At 70.6% G+C, this 15,156-nt stretch carries 14 protein-coding genes and 1 tRNA gene; 9 read left to right on the plus strand and 6 right to left on the minus strand.

Going from position 1 to position 15,156, the window contains the following annotated elements; all coding sequences use genetic code 11:
• Positions 1–69 precede the first annotated feature (69 nt).
• A tRNA-Arg gene (locus ACFE7H_RS07385) sits at positions 70–142 on the minus strand.
• 13 nt (positions 143–155) lie between these two features.
• Positions 156–1,145, minus strand: coding sequence for a hypothetical protein (locus tag ACFE7H_RS07390; protein ID WP_375400587.1), 990 nt, complete (start codon positions 1,143–1,145; stop codon positions 156–158).
• 121 nt (positions 1,146–1,266) lie between these two features.
• Here ACFE7H_RS07390 and msrA point away from each other — a divergent pair, with 121 nt between their 5' ends.
• From msrA to ACFE7H_RS07410, 4 genes are all read left to right on the plus strand, one after another.
• Entirely contained in the window at positions 1,267–1,794 is a 528-nt protein-coding gene (gene msrA / locus ACFE7H_RS07395; protein WP_375400588.1) for a peptide-methionine (S)-S-oxide reductase MsrA, read from the plus strand.
• A gap of 213 nt (positions 1,795–2,007) precedes the next feature.
• Positions 2,008–2,523: a single-stranded DNA-binding protein gene (locus ACFE7H_RS07400; RefSeq protein WP_375400589.1), complete on the plus strand. Its 516-nt coding sequence runs from the start codon at positions 2,008–2,010 to the stop codon at positions 2,521–2,523.
• A 174-nt stretch (positions 2,524–2,697) separates the two neighbouring features.
• Positions 2,698–4,380 (plus strand): energy-dependent translational throttle protein EttA, encoded by a 1,683-nt coding sequence (ettA, locus tag ACFE7H_RS07405; protein WP_375400590.1) that lies wholly within the window; start codon positions 2,698–2,700, stop codon positions 4,378–4,380.
• A 7-nt stretch (positions 4,381–4,387) separates the two neighbouring features.
• The gene (locus tag ACFE7H_RS07410; protein ID WP_375400591.1) at positions 4,388–4,876 is read left to right on the plus strand and encodes an acyl-CoA thioesterase; all 489 of its coding nucleotides are present in this window, start codon (positions 4,388–4,390) and stop codon (positions 4,874–4,876) included.
• Positions 4,877–4,944: 68 nt separating this feature from the next.
• On the opposite strand, the gene ACFE7H_RS07415 is transcribed toward ACFE7H_RS07410, so the two are convergent.
• On the minus strand, positions 4,945–5,805 hold the full coding sequence (locus ACFE7H_RS07415) for an acyl-CoA thioesterase (protein WP_375400755.1): 861 nt from the start codon (positions 5,803–5,805) through the stop codon (positions 4,945–4,947).
• 193 nt (positions 5,806–5,998) lie between these two features.
• Here ACFE7H_RS07415 and ACFE7H_RS07420 point away from each other — a divergent pair, with 193 nt between their 5' ends.
• A complete protein-coding gene (locus ACFE7H_RS07420) occupies positions 5,999–6,670 on the plus strand; it encodes a hypothetical protein (protein ID WP_375400592.1) in 672 nt (223 codons plus the stop codon).
• A 133-nt stretch (positions 6,671–6,803) separates the two neighbouring features.
• Here ACFE7H_RS07420 and ACFE7H_RS07425 read toward each other — a convergent pair whose 3' ends face one another.
• From ACFE7H_RS07425 to pepN, 3 genes are all read right to left on the minus strand, one after another.
• Complete coding sequence (locus ACFE7H_RS07425) at positions 6,804–7,199, minus strand: globin (RefSeq protein ID WP_375400756.1); 396 nt, start codon at positions 7,197–7,199, stop codon at positions 6,804–6,806.
• 140 nt (positions 7,200–7,339) lie between these two features.
• Positions 7,340–8,515, minus strand: a complete 1,176-nt coding sequence (locus ACFE7H_RS07430; RefSeq protein ID WP_375400593.1) for a mechanosensitive ion channel family protein — start codon at positions 8,513–8,515, stop codon at positions 7,340–7,342.
• Positions 8,499–11,048 (minus strand): aminopeptidase N, encoded by a 2,550-nt coding sequence (pepN, locus tag ACFE7H_RS07435; RefSeq protein WP_375400594.1) that lies wholly within the window; start codon positions 11,046–11,048, stop codon positions 8,499–8,501. The genes ACFE7H_RS07430 and pepN overlap by 17 nt, the downstream gene beginning before the upstream one ends.
• Positions 11,049–11,228: 180 nt before the next feature.
• Here pepN and ACFE7H_RS07440 point away from each other — a divergent pair, with 180 nt between their 5' ends.
• The 4 genes from ACFE7H_RS07440 to ACFE7H_RS07455 all read left to right on the plus strand — a co-directional run bounded on the left by ACFE7H_RS07440 (position 11,229) and on the right by ACFE7H_RS07455 (position 15,116).
• Entirely contained in the window at positions 11,229–11,774 is a 546-nt protein-coding gene (locus tag ACFE7H_RS07440; RefSeq protein WP_375400595.1) for a ribose-5-phosphate isomerase, read from the plus strand.
• A gap of 4 nt (positions 11,775–11,778) precedes the next feature.
• The gene (locus ACFE7H_RS07445; protein ID WP_375400596.1) at positions 11,779–12,867 is read left to right on the plus strand and encodes an Fpg/Nei family DNA glycosylase; all 1,089 of its coding nucleotides are present in this window, start codon (positions 11,779–11,781) and stop codon (positions 12,865–12,867) included.
• A 7-nt stretch (positions 12,868–12,874) separates the two neighbouring features.
• The gene (locus ACFE7H_RS07450) at positions 12,875–13,537 is read left to right on the plus strand and encodes an FMN-binding negative transcriptional regulator (protein WP_375400597.1); all 663 of its coding nucleotides are present in this window, start codon (positions 12,875–12,877) and stop codon (positions 13,535–13,537) included.
• 112 nt (positions 13,538–13,649) lie between these two features.
• Positions 13,650–15,116 carry an amidohydrolase gene (locus tag ACFE7H_RS07455; protein ID WP_375400598.1) on the plus strand — a complete coding sequence of 489 codons (1,467 nt, stop codon included), beginning with the start codon at positions 13,650–13,652 and terminating at the stop codon, positions 15,114–15,116.
• The last annotated feature ends 40 nt before the right edge of the window (positions 15,117–15,156 follow it).

Raw genomic sequence — 15,156 nt, forward strand, 5'->3', positions numbered from 1 at the left:
CGGCGACCGGGGCCCACTGCGCGAGCATCTTCTCGATCTGCTCGGGTCCCCGGACCCTCACGGGCCCGGTGCCCCGAGCAGGACTCGAACCTGCAACCTACGGATTAGAAGGCCGTTGCTCTATCCATTGAGCTATCGGGGCGTGCCGCCGGAGTCTACTGACGGGCCGGCTCCGTCTCGCGGAGCGGTGTCGCCGCGACCGGCGGCGGGCCCTGCTGGTCGGAGCCCTGCATGAAGTCGGCGTCGTCGTCCTCGTCCGCCTGCCGGGAGGAGCGATGGTCGACGATCGGTTCCGGGCCCAGCCGGTCCTCGGTCGGCGGGTTGGCCGTCGCTGGAGCGACGTGTCGCGCCAGCGGCACCGGGGAGGTGCTCGGGGCGGTCTCGTCGACCAGTGCCCGCTGCTGCGCCCCCTGGTCGTCGAGCGGCTCGACCGGAGCCGCGTCGCTGGACGGCCTGTTCGCCGGCGCGTCCAAGGTCGTCGGCTCCGGGTTCTCGGCGGGCGCGTCGGGCGATGTGCGGCCGCCGCTCTCGAGCGCAGCGCCGGCCGCAGTGTCCGAGGTCATCACCGAGGCCATGCCCACGGCCGTGGAGCGTCGCCGTGCGTCACGCTTCGACCCCTTCGCCGAGGCCGAGGCGGGGGCCGGGGCCGAGGCGGAGGCCGGAGGCGGGCGCACGGAACTCGGCTTCGGGAACAGGCGCCGCGCCTGCTTGGGCGCGCGCAGCCAGCGGATCAGCCGGTCTCGGAGCGCGTCCAGGTCGGCACGGACCTCGCTCCCATCCCGCTCCGCGGTCGACCGCAGGCCGGCGATCGCCGAGGCCGTCCAGTCGGCGGCCAGCTCCGCGCCGAACACCGGGAGCAGACGCAGCCGCAACTCCGCCTCCGCCGTGAACTGCTCGTCCGCCGCATGTTCCAGCGCCGGGCGATCGGGCGCCGTTGCCGCGCGGCGAGCGGCCTCCGCCACCGCCACGACCACCGCGGTGGTCGCCTCGCGCTGCGCCCGCACGACGGCTCCGCGAACCGCCCCGCGCGCGACGAGACCGGCGACCAGGCCGGCCACCACGATCGCGACGAACGGCACGATCGCACCGTCCGTCAGGCGCATGCCCGCAGCGGATTGGAACCAGGCGACGAGGTCGGTCCACATGTCGCCGGACTCTACCCACGGAATGCGACGGTGGGGCGACCGGTTGATCAGAACGAGTCGATTCGTGATCAGGCGGACATGGCCCACGACCCGGGTTCGCCCGGTGGAAGGAAGACGCGAGATGGAGACCTTCGTTGTGGCAGGCGGGTGCTTCTGGTGCCTGGACGCCGTGTACCGCTCCCTGGACGGCGTCAGCGACGTCGTGTCCGGCTACACCGGCGGCCGCACGCGGCAGCCCAGCTACGAGGCCGTCTGCACCGGCACGACCGGTCACGCGGAGGCGGTCGCCGTCACGTTCGATCCCGAGATCATCCCGGGTGACGTGATCCTCGACGTGTTCTTCACCCTGCACGACCCTCGCCAGCTGAACCGGCAGGGCCACGACGTCGGCACCCAGTATCGCTCCGCGATGTACTACGCGGACGAGACCCAGAAGGCCCTCTTCCAGGCTGCGATCGACCGCGCCGGCACCATCTGGGACGGCCACATCGTCACGGAGCTGGCACCGCTCGGGGAGTACTACCGCGCGGAGGAGTACCACCAGGACTTCTTCGCAAAGAACCCGAATCAGGGCTACTGCCTCGCGGTCGCCCTGCCCAAGGTCAACAAGGTGCGCAAGTCGTACGCGAAGTACGTGAAGGCCGCGTAGGCCCGCGCCGCACGGCCCACCCGGTCTTCCTGAACGGCCGCTCCCGCCCGGTCGCCGTCTCCTCCACAGCACGCCTCGTGGACGGGATGTGCGACCGGGCGTTCTTCGTCGCTCCTGACTCTTCGGCCGGCCGCCAAGCTGACTCCGCCCGGTTCTCCGGGCCGGACAGGCCGATTCCCGGCCGGATGGAAGCCGGATAGAAATGGAGCAGCGGTGACTGACAAATTCACGGTGGTCGGATCGCTCGGGGCCGACCCCGAGCGCAGGACGACGAAGGGTGGCGACCCCTTCATCACCTTCTCGGTCGCCTCCAACGAGCGCCGACAGAACACCGAAGGCAACTGGGTCGACATCCAGACGAGCTGGTTCGATGTCTCGGCATTCGGCGCCCTCGCCCGAAACGCCGGCGACGCGCTGCACCGAGGCGACCGGGTGATCATTCTCGGTGACCTGACGGTCTCCCAGTACGAGACCTCCGGAGGCGGCAAGGGTCGCGCGGCCAAGATCCGTGCGACGGCGATCGGGCATGACCTGACGACGGGCGGCCCGCGGGCGCCGCGAGCGCAGCAGGGCAATGAGCAGGGTCAGAGGCAGGAGGAGGGGCAGGGGCAGGGCCAGCGCGGGAGCGAGCCGTCCACTGCCCAGGTCGATCACAGCAGCGAGTGGGCGCCGGTAGCCCGCGAGGATGCGCCGTCGCTCGAACCGGCCTGGATGTCGACACCGTTCTGATCGACGTCGTCTCTGATCGACGTCGTCTCTGATCGGCGTCGTCTCTGAACAGCGCCGTCTCTGATCAGTGTTCTCTCTGAACAGCCCCGTGGGTGAAGAGCGCCGTCGCCGAGCCTGCTGCTGCAGCAGCCGGCCCCACGGCGGCCGGGTCGGGCCCCCCGGTAGAATCGGGAGATGGCCGAATACATCTACTCGATGGTCCGCGCGCGCAAGGCGCACGGCGACAAGGTCATCCTCGACGACGTCACGATGGCGTTCCTGCCCGGCGCCAAGATCGGCGTGGTCGGGCCCAACGGCGCCGGCAAGTCCACGATCCTGAAGATCATGGCCGGGCTCGACACCCCCAGCAACGGCGAGGCCAAGCTGAGCCCCGGCTACACGGTCGGCATCCTGATGCAGGAGCCCGAACTCGATGAGTCCAAGACGGTGCTCGAGAACGTGCAGGAGGGCGTCGGCGAGATCAAGGGCAAGCTCGACCGATTCAACGAGATCAGCGCGGCGATGGCCGAGCCGGACGCCGACTTCGACGCTCTGCTGGCCGAGATGGGCACGCTGCAGGAGCAGATCGACGCCGCCGACGCCTGGGATCTCGACTCGCAGCTGGAGCAGGCGATGGATGCGCTGCGCACCCCGCCGGGCGACGAGCGCGTCGACCACCTCTCCGGCGGTGAGAAGCGACGCGTCGCCCTGACCAAGCTGCTGCTGCAGAAGCCCGACCTGCTGCTGCTCGACGAACCCACCAACCACCTGGACGCCGAGAGCGTGCTGTGGCTGGAGCAGCATCTGGCGCAATACCACGGCGCCGTGCTCGCCGTCACCCACGATCGGTACTTCCTGGACCACGTCGCGCAGTGGATCGCCGAGGTCGACCGCGGCCGCCTCTATCCCTACGAGGGCAACTACTCCACCTATCTGGAGAAGAAGCGCGACCGGCTCAGCGTGCAGGGCAAGAAGGACGCCAAGCTGGCCAAGCGACTCACCGACGAGTTGGACTGGGTGCGCTCCAACGCCAAGGGCCGCCAGGCCAAGTCCAAGGCGCGCCTGGCCCGCTACGAAGAGATGGTGACCGAGGCTGAGCGCACCAGAAAGCTCGACTTCGAAGAGATCCAGATCCCCGTCGGCCCCCGGCTCGGCAGCCAGGTGATCGAGGCGCGCAAGCTGGAGAAGGGCTTCGACGGCCGGGTGCTGATCGACGGGCTGTCCTTCACGCTGCCGCGCAACGGCATCGTCGGCGTGATCGGCCCCAACGGCGTCGGCAAGACCACCCTGTTCAAGACGATCGTGGGACTGGAGCCCGCGGATGCCGGCGAGGTGCGGGTCGGCGAGACGGTCGACATCTCCTACGTCGACCAGGACCGCGGCGGCATCGACCCGGCCAAGACACTGTTCGAGGTCGTCTCCGACGGCTTCGACTACATCCAGGTGGGCAAGACCGAGATCCCCTCTCGCGCCTACGTCTCCACCTTCGGGTTCAAAGGTCCCGACCAGCAGAAGCGGGCCGGGGTGCTCTCCGGCGGCGAGCGCAACCGGCTGAACCTGGCCCTCACCCTGAAGCAGGGCGGCAACCTGCTGCTGCTCGACGAGCCGACCAACGACCTGGACGTCGAGACGCTGTCCAGCCTGGAGAACGCGCTGATCGAGTTCCCCGGCTGCGCCGTGGTGATCACGCACGATCGTTGGTTCCTGGACCGCGTCGCGACGCACATCCTCGCCTACGAGGGCACGGCCGAGCAGCCCGGCAACTGGTACTGGTTCGAGGGCAACTTCCAGTCCTACGAGGAGAACAAGGCCGAGCGGCTCGGACCCGAGTCGGTCGGCGCGGGACGCGGCGCGTACCGGCGGCTCACTCGCCAATGAGCAGCTGATGCGCATCCACGTGCCAGTGACGTTGCGCTGGTCGGACATCGACGCCTACGCCCACGTGAACAACGTCGCGATGCTGCGGCTGCTCGAGGAGGTCCGCATCCGGGCGTTCTGGTCCGCCGGCGACCCGGCGGACGGCAGCGACGACGTGGCCCTGCAGGGTCCCGCCATCCTCGACGGGCGGCCGGGGTCGAATTCCATCAGCCTGATCGCGCATCAGCAGGCGCAGTATCTGCGCCCCATCCCGTATCAGCGCGAGCCGCTCGACATCGAGGTGTGGATCGGACGCATCGGCGGCTCGAGCCTGCAACTCTGCTACGAGGTCTACTCCGCAGTCGGCGCAGAGCCGAGGACGCTGTTCACCCGTGCGGAGTCGACGCTGGTGCTGGCGGATGCCGCGACGTCCACGCCGCGCCGCATCACGGACGCCGAGCGGGCCGCGTGGCAGCCGTACGTGGAGGAGCCGGTCGACTTCACCCGCCGCCGCTGATAGTTGCTCGACGACTCCGGCGCTCGACGACTCCGGCGCTCGACGCCGTGCCGGATTCGCGGGGCGATTCAGTCCGCGTCCCGCACCCGCACCATCCCCTCCTGCGCCACGGATGCGACCAGCGCACCGTCGCGGGTGAAGATGCTGCCGAGCGCCAGCCCACGTCCACCGCTCGCGCTCGGCGACTGCTGCACGTAGAGCAGCCAGTCGTCCGCGCGCGCGTCGCGGTGCCACCACATCGCATGATCCAGGCTGGCGACGCTCAAGCCCGGCGTGGACCAGGCGATGCCGTGCCGGCGCAGGATCGACTCGAGGATCGTGTAGTCGCTGGCGTATGCGAGCGCGGCCCGGTGCAGGGTCGGGTCGTCGGGCAGCGTGCCGATCGCTCGCAGCCAGACCGCCTGATGCGCGACGCGGTCGCCCTCCACGCTCAGGTAGACGGGCGACTGCACGTGCCGCATCTCGAACGCCCGCCCCACCGACCAGTACCGCGCCATCGGATGATCGATCGCGGCCAGCTCGGTGCGATCGTCGGGCAACTCCTCCGGACCCGGCAGACCGGCCGGCAGCGGCACCTGATGGTCGAGCCCGCCGTCGGCGGTCTGCAGCGAGGCGATCATCGACAGGATCGGCCGGCCGTGCTGGTAGGCCTGCGTGCGCCGCGTGGAGAACGAGCGGCCGTCGTGGATGCGGTCGACGGAGAACGTGATCGGCTGGGTGACGTCACCCGGACGTAGGAAGTACCCGTGCATCGAATGCACCGACCGGCCCTCCGGCGCTGTTCGGGTGGCCGCGACGATCGACTGCGCCAGCACCTGCCCGCCGAACACCCGCCCCAGCGGACTCCACTGCGACGGACCAGTGAAGATGTCCTCGCTGGTCCGCGCACCCGTGTCGGTCAGATCCAGCGCGGTCAGCAACTCGGCCAGCGGCGGCGGGGACGGAGCGTCCGAGCCGGACAGATCCGACTCCGCCGGCTTCGACCCCGACGGATCCGCCTCCGCCCGGTCCGCCTCCGCCCGGTCCGTCTCCGCCCGGTCTGGCTCCGGCCGGTCTGGCTCCGGCCGGTCTGCCTCCGGCCGGCCGACTTCGCTGCGCCGCCCGATATCGTCGAAGGTGCCCATGGACCGATCCTTGCGTCTCGCGGACGCGACCGCGCTCACCGACCTGCTGACCTACCTGGGCCGAGCGGATCGGATCAATCGCGCCTCCGCTCGCCTGACCGCCGAGCAGGGCGTGCTCGCGGTGTACACCGCGGTCCTGCACCCCGCCGGACTGCTCGACGAGACCCCGACCGTGCTCGGCCTGCGCACCATCGAGGTTCCCGCCGAGGACGAGCTGGACGAGGTCGTCCCGATCGCCAGCCTGACCGCTCGGTTGCAGGGTGTCGATGCGAGCGCCGCCGGCTTGATCACCGTGCCGTTGCCCGCTCCCGTGCACACCGTCACCTGGTCGGGCATCGCGCCGCCCCGGGCCGGCTGGGTCGCCGTGGACCAGGTCGGCGCCGACACTCTGATCGAGGTCGCCAGGGCCGGTTCGGCCGAGGTCGCCGCGGCCCTCGGCGGCAACACCGGCGAGAAGCTCGTCCAGCGCGTGCGGACGGAGGTGTGGGGTCGCCCGATCCCGGGACTGGAGCATGTGCCCGCCGGCGCCGCGTTCGCGGCGGCGACCCTCGGCTTCGTCGTCGATCCGCTGGAGCAGATCCCCGTCTACGAGAGCGGACCATGGACTCGGCTCAGCGCCGAACGAGGCCACATCCTGGTCAAGCGCAAGGGCTGGTCGCTGCTCTCCTGAATCCGCCCCCCTCACTCCCGGCCCAACTACGGACCCCCCGCCCGACTACGGAGCGACCTGCACAAGTACGGAGGATTCGGCCGCGAACTCGGCGTGTCGCTCGGGATCTCCGTAGTCGGGGTGGGCGGAGGAACTAGGCGTTGACCATCGCGTGGGCGGCGCGCTCCAGGTAGTCCCACAGCAGCTGCTCCTGCAGGGGCGGCAGCTGCAGCGTGTCGACGGCGGCGCGCATGTGGGTCAGCCACCGGTCGCGGGCGTCGAACGTCACCGCGAACGGCATGTGCCGCATCCGCAGCCGCGGGTGGCCGCGCTGCTCGCTGTAGGTCGTGGGTCCGCCCCAGTACTGCTCCAGGAAGCCGGTCAGTCGCTGGATCGCCGGTTCGAGATCCTGCTCCGGGTACAGGGCGAGCAGCGGCGGATCGTTCGCGACGCCCGCGTAGAAGGCCCGGACCAGCCGCTCGAACGTAGCTCGGCCGCCCACGTCCTGCCAGAACGATTTGGGCGGAGGAGCGAAGTCGCCCGACCGGATCGGCAGCGGCTTCGCATCCGCCGCATTCGGGGGGATCCGATTCGGACCGTTCTGATTCGGACCGCTCTGATTCGGATCGTTCTGATCCGGGCCGACCCCATTCCGGCCGGCGATATCTGGTCCAGTCACATTCGAATCGGTCATTCGCGGGACCGATCCGGCGCCTCGTCCACCGTGCCCGACGACGCTGTGCCCGACGGCGCTGTGCCCGACGACGCCGTGCCCGACGGCGCAGCACCCGACGCTGCTCGATCGGCGGTCCGAGCGGCGGCAGCCTTCGTCCGCCTCGCCGCCGACGACTCGGACCCGGCCACCCGGGCGCCGCGCAGCGGGCCGGCCAGCTCGTACCGTTCCACCGGGGCGCTCGCGATGATCGCCTTCTGCACGCCCATCGACTCCAGCGCCTCCATCAGGTGCGTGCGGAGCGCCCACGCCACGTCGTCGCGGGTCGAGATACGGGTCTTCTGCACCAGCCGTACGACCACGCCGCTCTCCGTGATCGACTCGATGCCCCACAACTCGGGTGGATCGATGAGTGCGGCCGCCCAGCGCGGATCGGCCGCGACGGTGGTCGCGACCTGCAGCATGCGGCGCTGCACCGCCTGCACGTCGGCATCGTGCGGTACCTGCACGTCGACGATCGCCCGCGACCAGCCCTGCGACAGGTTGCCGACCCGATTGATCTCGCCGTTCCGCACGAACCACAGCACGCCGTTCACGTCGCGGATCTGCGTGACCCGGATGCCCACCGCCTCCACGACGCCGCTGGCCAGGTCGGTCTGCACCACGTCGCCGACACCCAGCTGGTCGTCGGCGACCATGAACAGCCCGGTCAGCACGTCCTTGACGATGTTCTGCGCACCGAAGCCGAGACCGGCGCCGAGCGCGGCGGTGATCAGAGAGAACGCACCGGTGATACCCGGGTTGATGGTCGTCACGATCAGCAGCAGCGCGATGACGGTCACGATCACCGAGACGATGTTGTTCAATACCGAGCCCAGCGTGCGCGTGCGTTGCACCAGGCGCGCGGCGGTGACCGGGGAGGCGAGCAGCGCCTGGGTGTCGTCCGCGTGCTGGCGCCGCTTGACCCCGGTGACGATCCGGCTCACGAACAGTCGGATGACCGAGCGGGCCGCCACGCGGATCCCGACCGCCACCAAGACGATGACGACGACCAGGATCACCTTGGTCGTGGCCTCCCCGAGGCTCGTCGCCCAGAAGTCCGTCACCGCCCGAGTGATCGCGCCGTTGCGACGGGCGGAGGAGATGTCGAGCACGGCGAGCACGTGAGCGCCGAGTTCACTCCGCACGGGCATCCCGCGCCTGCGCCGCGAGGGCCCGCTCCACGCCGGCCAGGTTCTCCACCACGATGCGGCGCAGGGCCGTTGCATCCGGATGCGCGTCCAGCCAGACGTGCGAGGCGGCGGCCAGGTCGCGGCTCGCCAGCGGCGAGGGGTAGAGGCCGTGCAGCAGCGCCGACGCGATGGCGAAGGCGCGGCTGTCCCACAGCTGCTCCGCCACCGCGAAGTAGCGGTCGACATACGGCTGGAGCAGCGCCAGGTCGGCGGCGCGGCGGAAGCCGAGGACGGTCGAGCGCACCTGCGCGTTCGGCAGGGCGGCCGAGTCGACCACCGACGCCCAGGCTGCGGCCTTGCCCTCGGGCGTCGGGATGGCCGCCCGGGCGTGCGCGGCCGACTCCTGACCGGTAGCGGTGGTGTCGGCGGCGAGGGTTGCCGCGATCTCGGGCTCCCCGGCCTGGCCGCCGGCGACCAGCGAGATCAGCAGCTCCCAACGCAGATCCGTGTCCACATCGAGCCCGGTGAGCGGAGTGGATCCGTCCAGGACGCCGCGGACCGCCTGCAACTGCGCAGGCGTGTGCGCGAGCGCCGCCAGCGTCTTCGTGAACTGCAGCTGCGCATCCGACCCGGGCAGGGCGGCGAACGCCAACGCCTGCACGCCGTCTGCCAGCGCCGCGAGTGTCTCGGCCCGGATCGCCGGATCCACGTAGCTCGCCGCGGCGAGCGACGCCTGCGCGAGCACGGTGCGGAGCGTCGTCGACTCGCTCTCGCTGCCGATGTTGTTCAGCACCAGGCGCACGTAGTCGCGCGGTCGTGCCTCCGCGTCGCGGGTGGCGTCCCACACCGAGCTCCACACGATCGCGCGGGCCAGCGGCGAGGCGATCTTGGCCAGGTGCTCGATCGCGGTCTCCAGCGACTCGGTGTCCAGGCGCACCTTGGCGTAGGCCAGATCGTCGTCGTTCAGCAGCACCAGGGCGGGCCGGCGCTTGCCGACAAGCTCGGGCACGTCGGTCAGGTCGCCGGCGACATCGAGTTCGAGCCGTTCGGAGCGTGTCAGCGCGCCATCCACCAGCTCGTAGAAGCCGATCGCCAGCCGGTGCGGGCGGATGGTCGGCTGCGCCTCGATCGCGGTCTGCCGCACGGCGAAGCCGGTGATCCAGCCATTCTCGTCGGCCTCGATCTCGGGTGTCAGCGTGTTCACGCCCGCGGTCTCGAGCCACGAGCCGCTCCAGGCGGTCAGGTCCCGGCCGCTCGTCGCCTCCAACTCCACGAGCAGGTCCCGCAACTCCGCGTTGGCGAACGAGTGCTTCTTCAGGTAGGCCGCCACACCGGTCAGGAACGCCTCCCGCCCCACGTAGGCGACGAGTTGCTTCAGCACGCTGGCGCCCTTGGCGTAGGTGATGCCGTCGAAGTTGACCTGCACGTCCTCCAGGTCGCGGATCTCGGCGACGATCGGATGCGTCGACGGCAGCTGGTCCTGCGTGTAGGCCCAACTCTTCTCCATGATCGTGAAGGTGGTCCACGCCTCCGTCCACTCCGTCGCCTCGGCGGTGGCCAGGGTCGAGATGAACTCGGCGAACGACTCGTTCAGCCACAGGTCGTTCCACCACGTCATGGTGACCAGGTCGCCGAACCACATGTGGGCCAGCTCGTGCAGGATCGTGACGACGCGGCGCTCACGGGTCGCCTCGGTCACCTTGGAGCGGAACACGTATGACTCCACGAAGGTGACCGCGCCGGCGTTCTCCATCGCACCGGCGTTGTACTCCGGCACGAACAGCTGGTCGTACTTGTCGAAGGGGTAGGGGATCCCGAAGATCGACTCGTAGAAGGCGAAGCCCTGGCGGGTCTTCTCGAACACATAGTCGGAGTCGAGGTGCTCGGCCAGCGAGGCGCGGGCGTAGGTGGCGAGCGGGATCGTGCGGCCGTCGGAGGACACGAGTTCGCTGCGCTCGGCGACGTATGGCCCGGCGATCAGCGCGGTGATGTAGCTGGAGATGACCGGGGTCGGCTCGAACGTCCAGGTCGCAGCGCCGTCGGCTGCGGGCAGCGGCTCGGGTGTCGGCTGGTTGGAGACGACCGCCCAGCCGGATGGAGCGGTGACCGTGAACTGGAACGTCGCCTTCAGGTCGGGCTGCTCGAACACCGCGAACACCCGGCGGGAGTCGGGCACCTCGAACTGCGAGTACAGGTACACCTGGCCGTCGGCCGGGTCGACGAATCGGTGCAGGCCCTCGCCGGTGTTCGTGTAGAGCGCGTCGGCGTCGATCACGAGCTCGTTCTGCGCGGCCAGCTCGGGCAGCGTGATGCGGATGCCGTCGCTCACCTGGGCGGGATCGAGCTCCGTGCCGTTCAGGGTCACCGAATGCACGGTCTTCGTGATCGCGTCGATGAAGGTGGTGGCGCCCGGCGTCCCGTCGAACCGCACGGTCGTGCGCGAGCCGAACACCTCGGCGCCGCGGGTCAGGTCCAGCTCGACTTCGTAGGCCGACGGCCGGACGATCGCGGCACGCTCCTGCGCCTCGACGCGGGTCAGGTTCTCTCCGGGCACGGGTGCTCCTTCTCTTCGGGCCGGTCGTCTCGAGCTGGCTGTCTCGGGCTGGTCGATTCGCGGCGCGTCAGCCTAACCAGGTGACCTCGATGTCCATGAGGGAGTGCTCCGCGAGTGCTGCTGCAGACCGGATCCCAGCATCGGCACATCGCCCGCACGGCCCGTCCATAGACTGACGCGATGCGGATCCACGTCGGCACGGACCACGCCGGCCTTGAGTTCACTCGACATCTGCAGCAGCACCTTCAGGACGCCGGTCACCAGGTCGTCGACCACGGCCCCAGCGAATACGACCCGCTCGACGACTACCCCGCGTACTGCATCAACGCCGCGCTCGCCGTCGTCCGCGACCAGCAGGCGGGCATCCGGGCGCTCGGCGTCGTGTTCGGCGGCTCCGGCAACGGCGAGCAGATCGCGGCGAACAAGGTGCGCGGCGTCCGGGCCGCGCTGGTGTGGAACGAGTCGACCGCGCTGCTGGCGCGCCAGCACAACGACGCGAACGTGATCGCGATCGGCGCCCGCCAGCACACGCTGGAGCAGGCGGAGCACCTGATCGACCTGTTCATCGCCGAGCCGTTCTCTCAGGAGGAGCGGCACGCGCGGCGCATCGCGCAGCTGGCCGAATACGAGGCGACCGGAACCATCGCGGGGCACGCCGTCGACCAGCCTGATCTGTCCGATCAGTCCGACGCGCAGTCCGACGCCCGGCCGGCCACGGAGGACTGAGCCGGTGCCCGAAGGACACTCGATCCACCGGATCGCCCTGCAGTTCCGCCGCAACTTCGTCGGCCGGCGCGTCACCACCTCCAGCCCGCAGGGGCGGTTCGCCGCAGGGGCCGCCGACCTGAACGGCCGCGAGTTGACCGGAGCGAGCGCGGTCGGCAAGCACTTGTTCCTGGAATTCTCCGACACTGCGTCCCCGGAGGACCGGTCTGAGCCTTCCGAGCAGCCCGCCGGCGCGCGCATCCTGCACGTGCACCTGGGGCTGTACGGCTCGTGGGACTTCGCGGGCGACATCACCGCCGACGCGACGCTGGCCAGCGCGAACGGACGCGTCGGGCAGACCAACCAGCACGGCACCCTGCTCAGCGACCTGGCGAGCGACCGCCCCTTCACTCCGGACGCGCTGCCGGAGTCCAGCCTCGCCTCCATCGGGGCGCCGCGGCTCACCCGGCTGCGCATGGCGGAGCAGGAACGCGGCGTCGACTCCGAGTTGCCCGACTTCCCTCCGGAGCCGATCGGTGCGGTGCGGGTGCGCATCCTGACGGACACCGCGGTCGCCGATCTTCGGGGACCGACCGCCTGCGAGGTGTTCGACCAGGCGCAGGCCGAAGCCGCGATCGCGAAGATCGGGCCCGACCCCATGCACGATGCGGGCAAGGCCGCGGAGGACCGCTTCGTCACCGCCGTCCGCAAGACGGTCACGCCGATCGGTCTGCTGCTGATGGATCAGAAGGTGGTCGCGGGGATCGGCAACATCTATCGCGCCGAGCTGCTCTTCCGGGCGCGGTTGAATCCGCACACTCCGGGCCGCGACATCCCGGTGCCCACTCTGCGCAAGCTGTGGAAGGACTGGGCGCACCTGCTGGAGATCGGCGTGCGCACCGGCCAGATCATGACCAAGGAGCTGACGACGGAAGAGGACTGGATCCGCGCGCTCGCCAGTCGCGAGGAGCGGCACTACGTCTACAAGCGCACGGGGGAGCGCAGTCCGCGTGGGCGCGGCACCGTGGTGATGGAGGACATGGGTGGTCGCACCCTGTACTGGGCGCCCGGCTGGCAGACCGGCCCCAAGCGGCGCGAGCCGAAGGGGGAGTGAGGGCGCTGTGCGGCAGAACCCGAGCTTCTCGCTGACCCACCCGATGGCGATCAAGCAGCTGATCAGGGAGAACCCGTGGGCGATCCTGGTCTCCCACACGTCTGAGGGGCTGGTGGCCAGCCACTATCCGATCGTCGTCGACGAGCGCTGCGAAGACCTGAGCATCCTCACCCACGTCGGCCGGCCCGACGACCTGGTGCACGAGTTGGGTTCGGGCGAGCTGCTCGTGATCGTGCAGGGCCCGCACGGCTACATCTCTCCGGGTTGGTACGACGCGAAGCCGGCGGTGCCGACCTGGAACTTCGTCACCGCCCATCTGGCCGGGGTACCGGAACTGCTGTCTGCGCAGGAGAACCTGCAGGTGCTCGAGGCGCTGGTCGACCACTTCGAGAACCAATTGCCCGAGCCGCGTCCCATGCTCGGCACGCCCGGCGACGCCGCCTACGCCGAGCGGTTGCAGCAGGGCACGGTCGGCGTGCGCCTCACGCCGACGCGGGTGACCGCCAAGGCAAAACTGAGTCAGAATAAGCCGCCGCATGTCGTCGAGTCGGTGCTGCAGCACCTGGAGGGCGACGGCCCCTACGCGCAACCCGCGCTCGCTGCCGCGATGCGCGAGGCGCATTCCCGCCGAGCGCCGGGCGAGCAGTGGGTCCGCGAGCATTGGAACTGACCGTGGGCGTGACGCGCTGAGCGGGCTGGAGTCGGCTCCGTCAGACTCGGGGCCCGGCCCTGACTCCGGCTCTGACTCAGGCGCCGGCTCCGGGTCGACGCTGCTCCGGCAGGTGCGGCTCGCGGAGGGGGAGGCGCCGGTCGATGTCGTGATCGCCGACGGCCGGGTCGCGTCGATCGCCACGCACGGCTCGGTCCGACCGAGCGGAGCGATCCCGAACGGCGACATCGTCGAAGCGGAGGAACGCCTGCTGCTGCCGGGGCTCTGGGATGAGCACGTGCACATGACCCAATGGGCGCTGACGGCGGCGCGGGTGCAGCTTTCCGGGGCGCACTCGGCGGCCGAGGCGCTCGCGCTCGTGGCCGACGCGCTCGCTCGTCCGGGCGTCGCCCGGCCGCTCGTCGGCGTCGGCTTTCGGGACGGCGTCTGGCCGGACGCGCCATCTCGGGCCTCGCTCGACGCCGTGAGCGGTGACCATCCGGTGGTCCTGCAGAGCCACGACATCCACTGCGCCTGGCTGAACACCGCCGCAGCGGCCCTGCTCGGCATCGCTGTCCGTCCCTCCGCCGACGGTTCCCTGAACGGGGCCATCGACGACTCCGGTCTGCTGCGCGAGGGTCCCGCGTTCGCGGTGGCGCAGCGGGTGAACCGAATGAGCGCAGAGCACCAGGACGCGGCGGTGACCGCAGCGGTCAGGGCAGCTGCGGCGGCCGGTGTCGTCGGCGCGGTCGACTTCGAGATGGCGTGGAATCCGGGGGAGTGGGGTCGGCGCGTGAGCCAGGGCCTGGATCCCCTGCGCATCGAGGCGGCGGTCTATCCCGACTCCCTCGACCGTGCGGAGGACGAGGGCCTGCGGACCGGCGACATCGTGCACGGCACCGGCGGTCTGGTAACGGTCGGCCCGCTGAAGGTGCTGATCGACGGCGCGCTGAACACGCGTACGGCGTACTGCGTCGACCCCTACCCGGACGGGACGCGGGGCCTGCTGACCGTCCAGCCGCAGGCGCTGGCGGCACTGCTGCGGCGCGGTGCGAGGGCCGGGTTCCGACCCGCCGTGCACGCGATCGGCGACGCGGCTATTACGGTCGCGCTCGACGCGCTCGAGTCGACGGGCCTCCACGGCCGCATCGAGCACGCGCAGCTGGTGGCGGACGCCGACCTGCCGCGGTTCACCGCGCTCGGGGTGACGGCGAGCGTGCAGCCCGCCCACCTGCTGGACGACCGCGACGTCGCGGAGCGGCACTGGCCGGGACGGACCGGCCGCGCCTACCCCTTCAGCGCGCTGCTCGACGCGGGCGCACCGCTCGCCTTCGGCTCCGACGCGCCGGTCGCGCCCCTCGACCCGTGGCTGGCGATCCGTGCCGCCGTGACCCGGGCCGCGGGCGACGAGCCGGCGTGGCATCCGGAGCACCGCATCCCGGTCGCCGCGGCGCTCGCCGCAGCCACCCGAGGACGGACGAGGGTCCGCGTCGGTGACCCGGCCGACCTGGTGCTCATTGAGGAACCGGTCGAGCGGATGCACGCGAGCGGAGTAGCGGCCACGATGCTCGGCGGGCGGTTCACCCACCGGCGGATCTGAGCGGGCCGACCTCAGCCGCTGTGATGGGCCGCCGCAGCAC

Source organism: uncultured Amnibacterium sp. (genome assembly GCF_964250715.1).
In the GTDB taxonomy this organism is placed as follows: domain Bacteria; phylum Actinomycetota; class Actinomycetes; order Actinomycetales; family Microbacteriaceae; genus Amnibacterium.

Coding starts and splice junctions, on each gene's coding strand:
- ACFE7H_RS07390 (WP_375400587.1), bottom strand. CDS start 1,145: ATGTGGACCGACCTCGTCGCCTGGTTCCAATCCGCTGCGGGCATGCGC.
- msrA (WP_375400588.1), top strand. CDS start 1,267: ATGGAGACCTTCGTTGTGGCAGGCGGGTGCTTCTGGTGCCTGGACGCC.
- ettA (WP_375400590.1), top strand. CDS start 2,698: ATGGCCGAATACATCTACTCGATGGTCCGCGCGCGCAAGGCGCACGGC.
- ACFE7H_RS07410 (WP_375400591.1), top strand. CDS start 4,388: ATGCGCATCCACGTGCCAGTGACGTTGCGCTGGTCGGACATCGACGCC.
- ACFE7H_RS07420 (WP_375400592.1), top strand. CDS start 5,999: ATGGACCGATCCTTGCGTCTCGCGGACGCGACCGCGCTCACCGACCTG.
- ACFE7H_RS07430 (WP_375400593.1), bottom strand. CDS start 8,515: ATGCCCGTGCGGAGTGAACTCGGCGCTCACGTGCTCGCCGTGCTCGAC.
- ACFE7H_RS07440 (WP_375400595.1), top strand. CDS start 11,229: ATGCGGATCCACGTCGGCACGGACCACGCCGGCCTTGAGTTCACTCGA.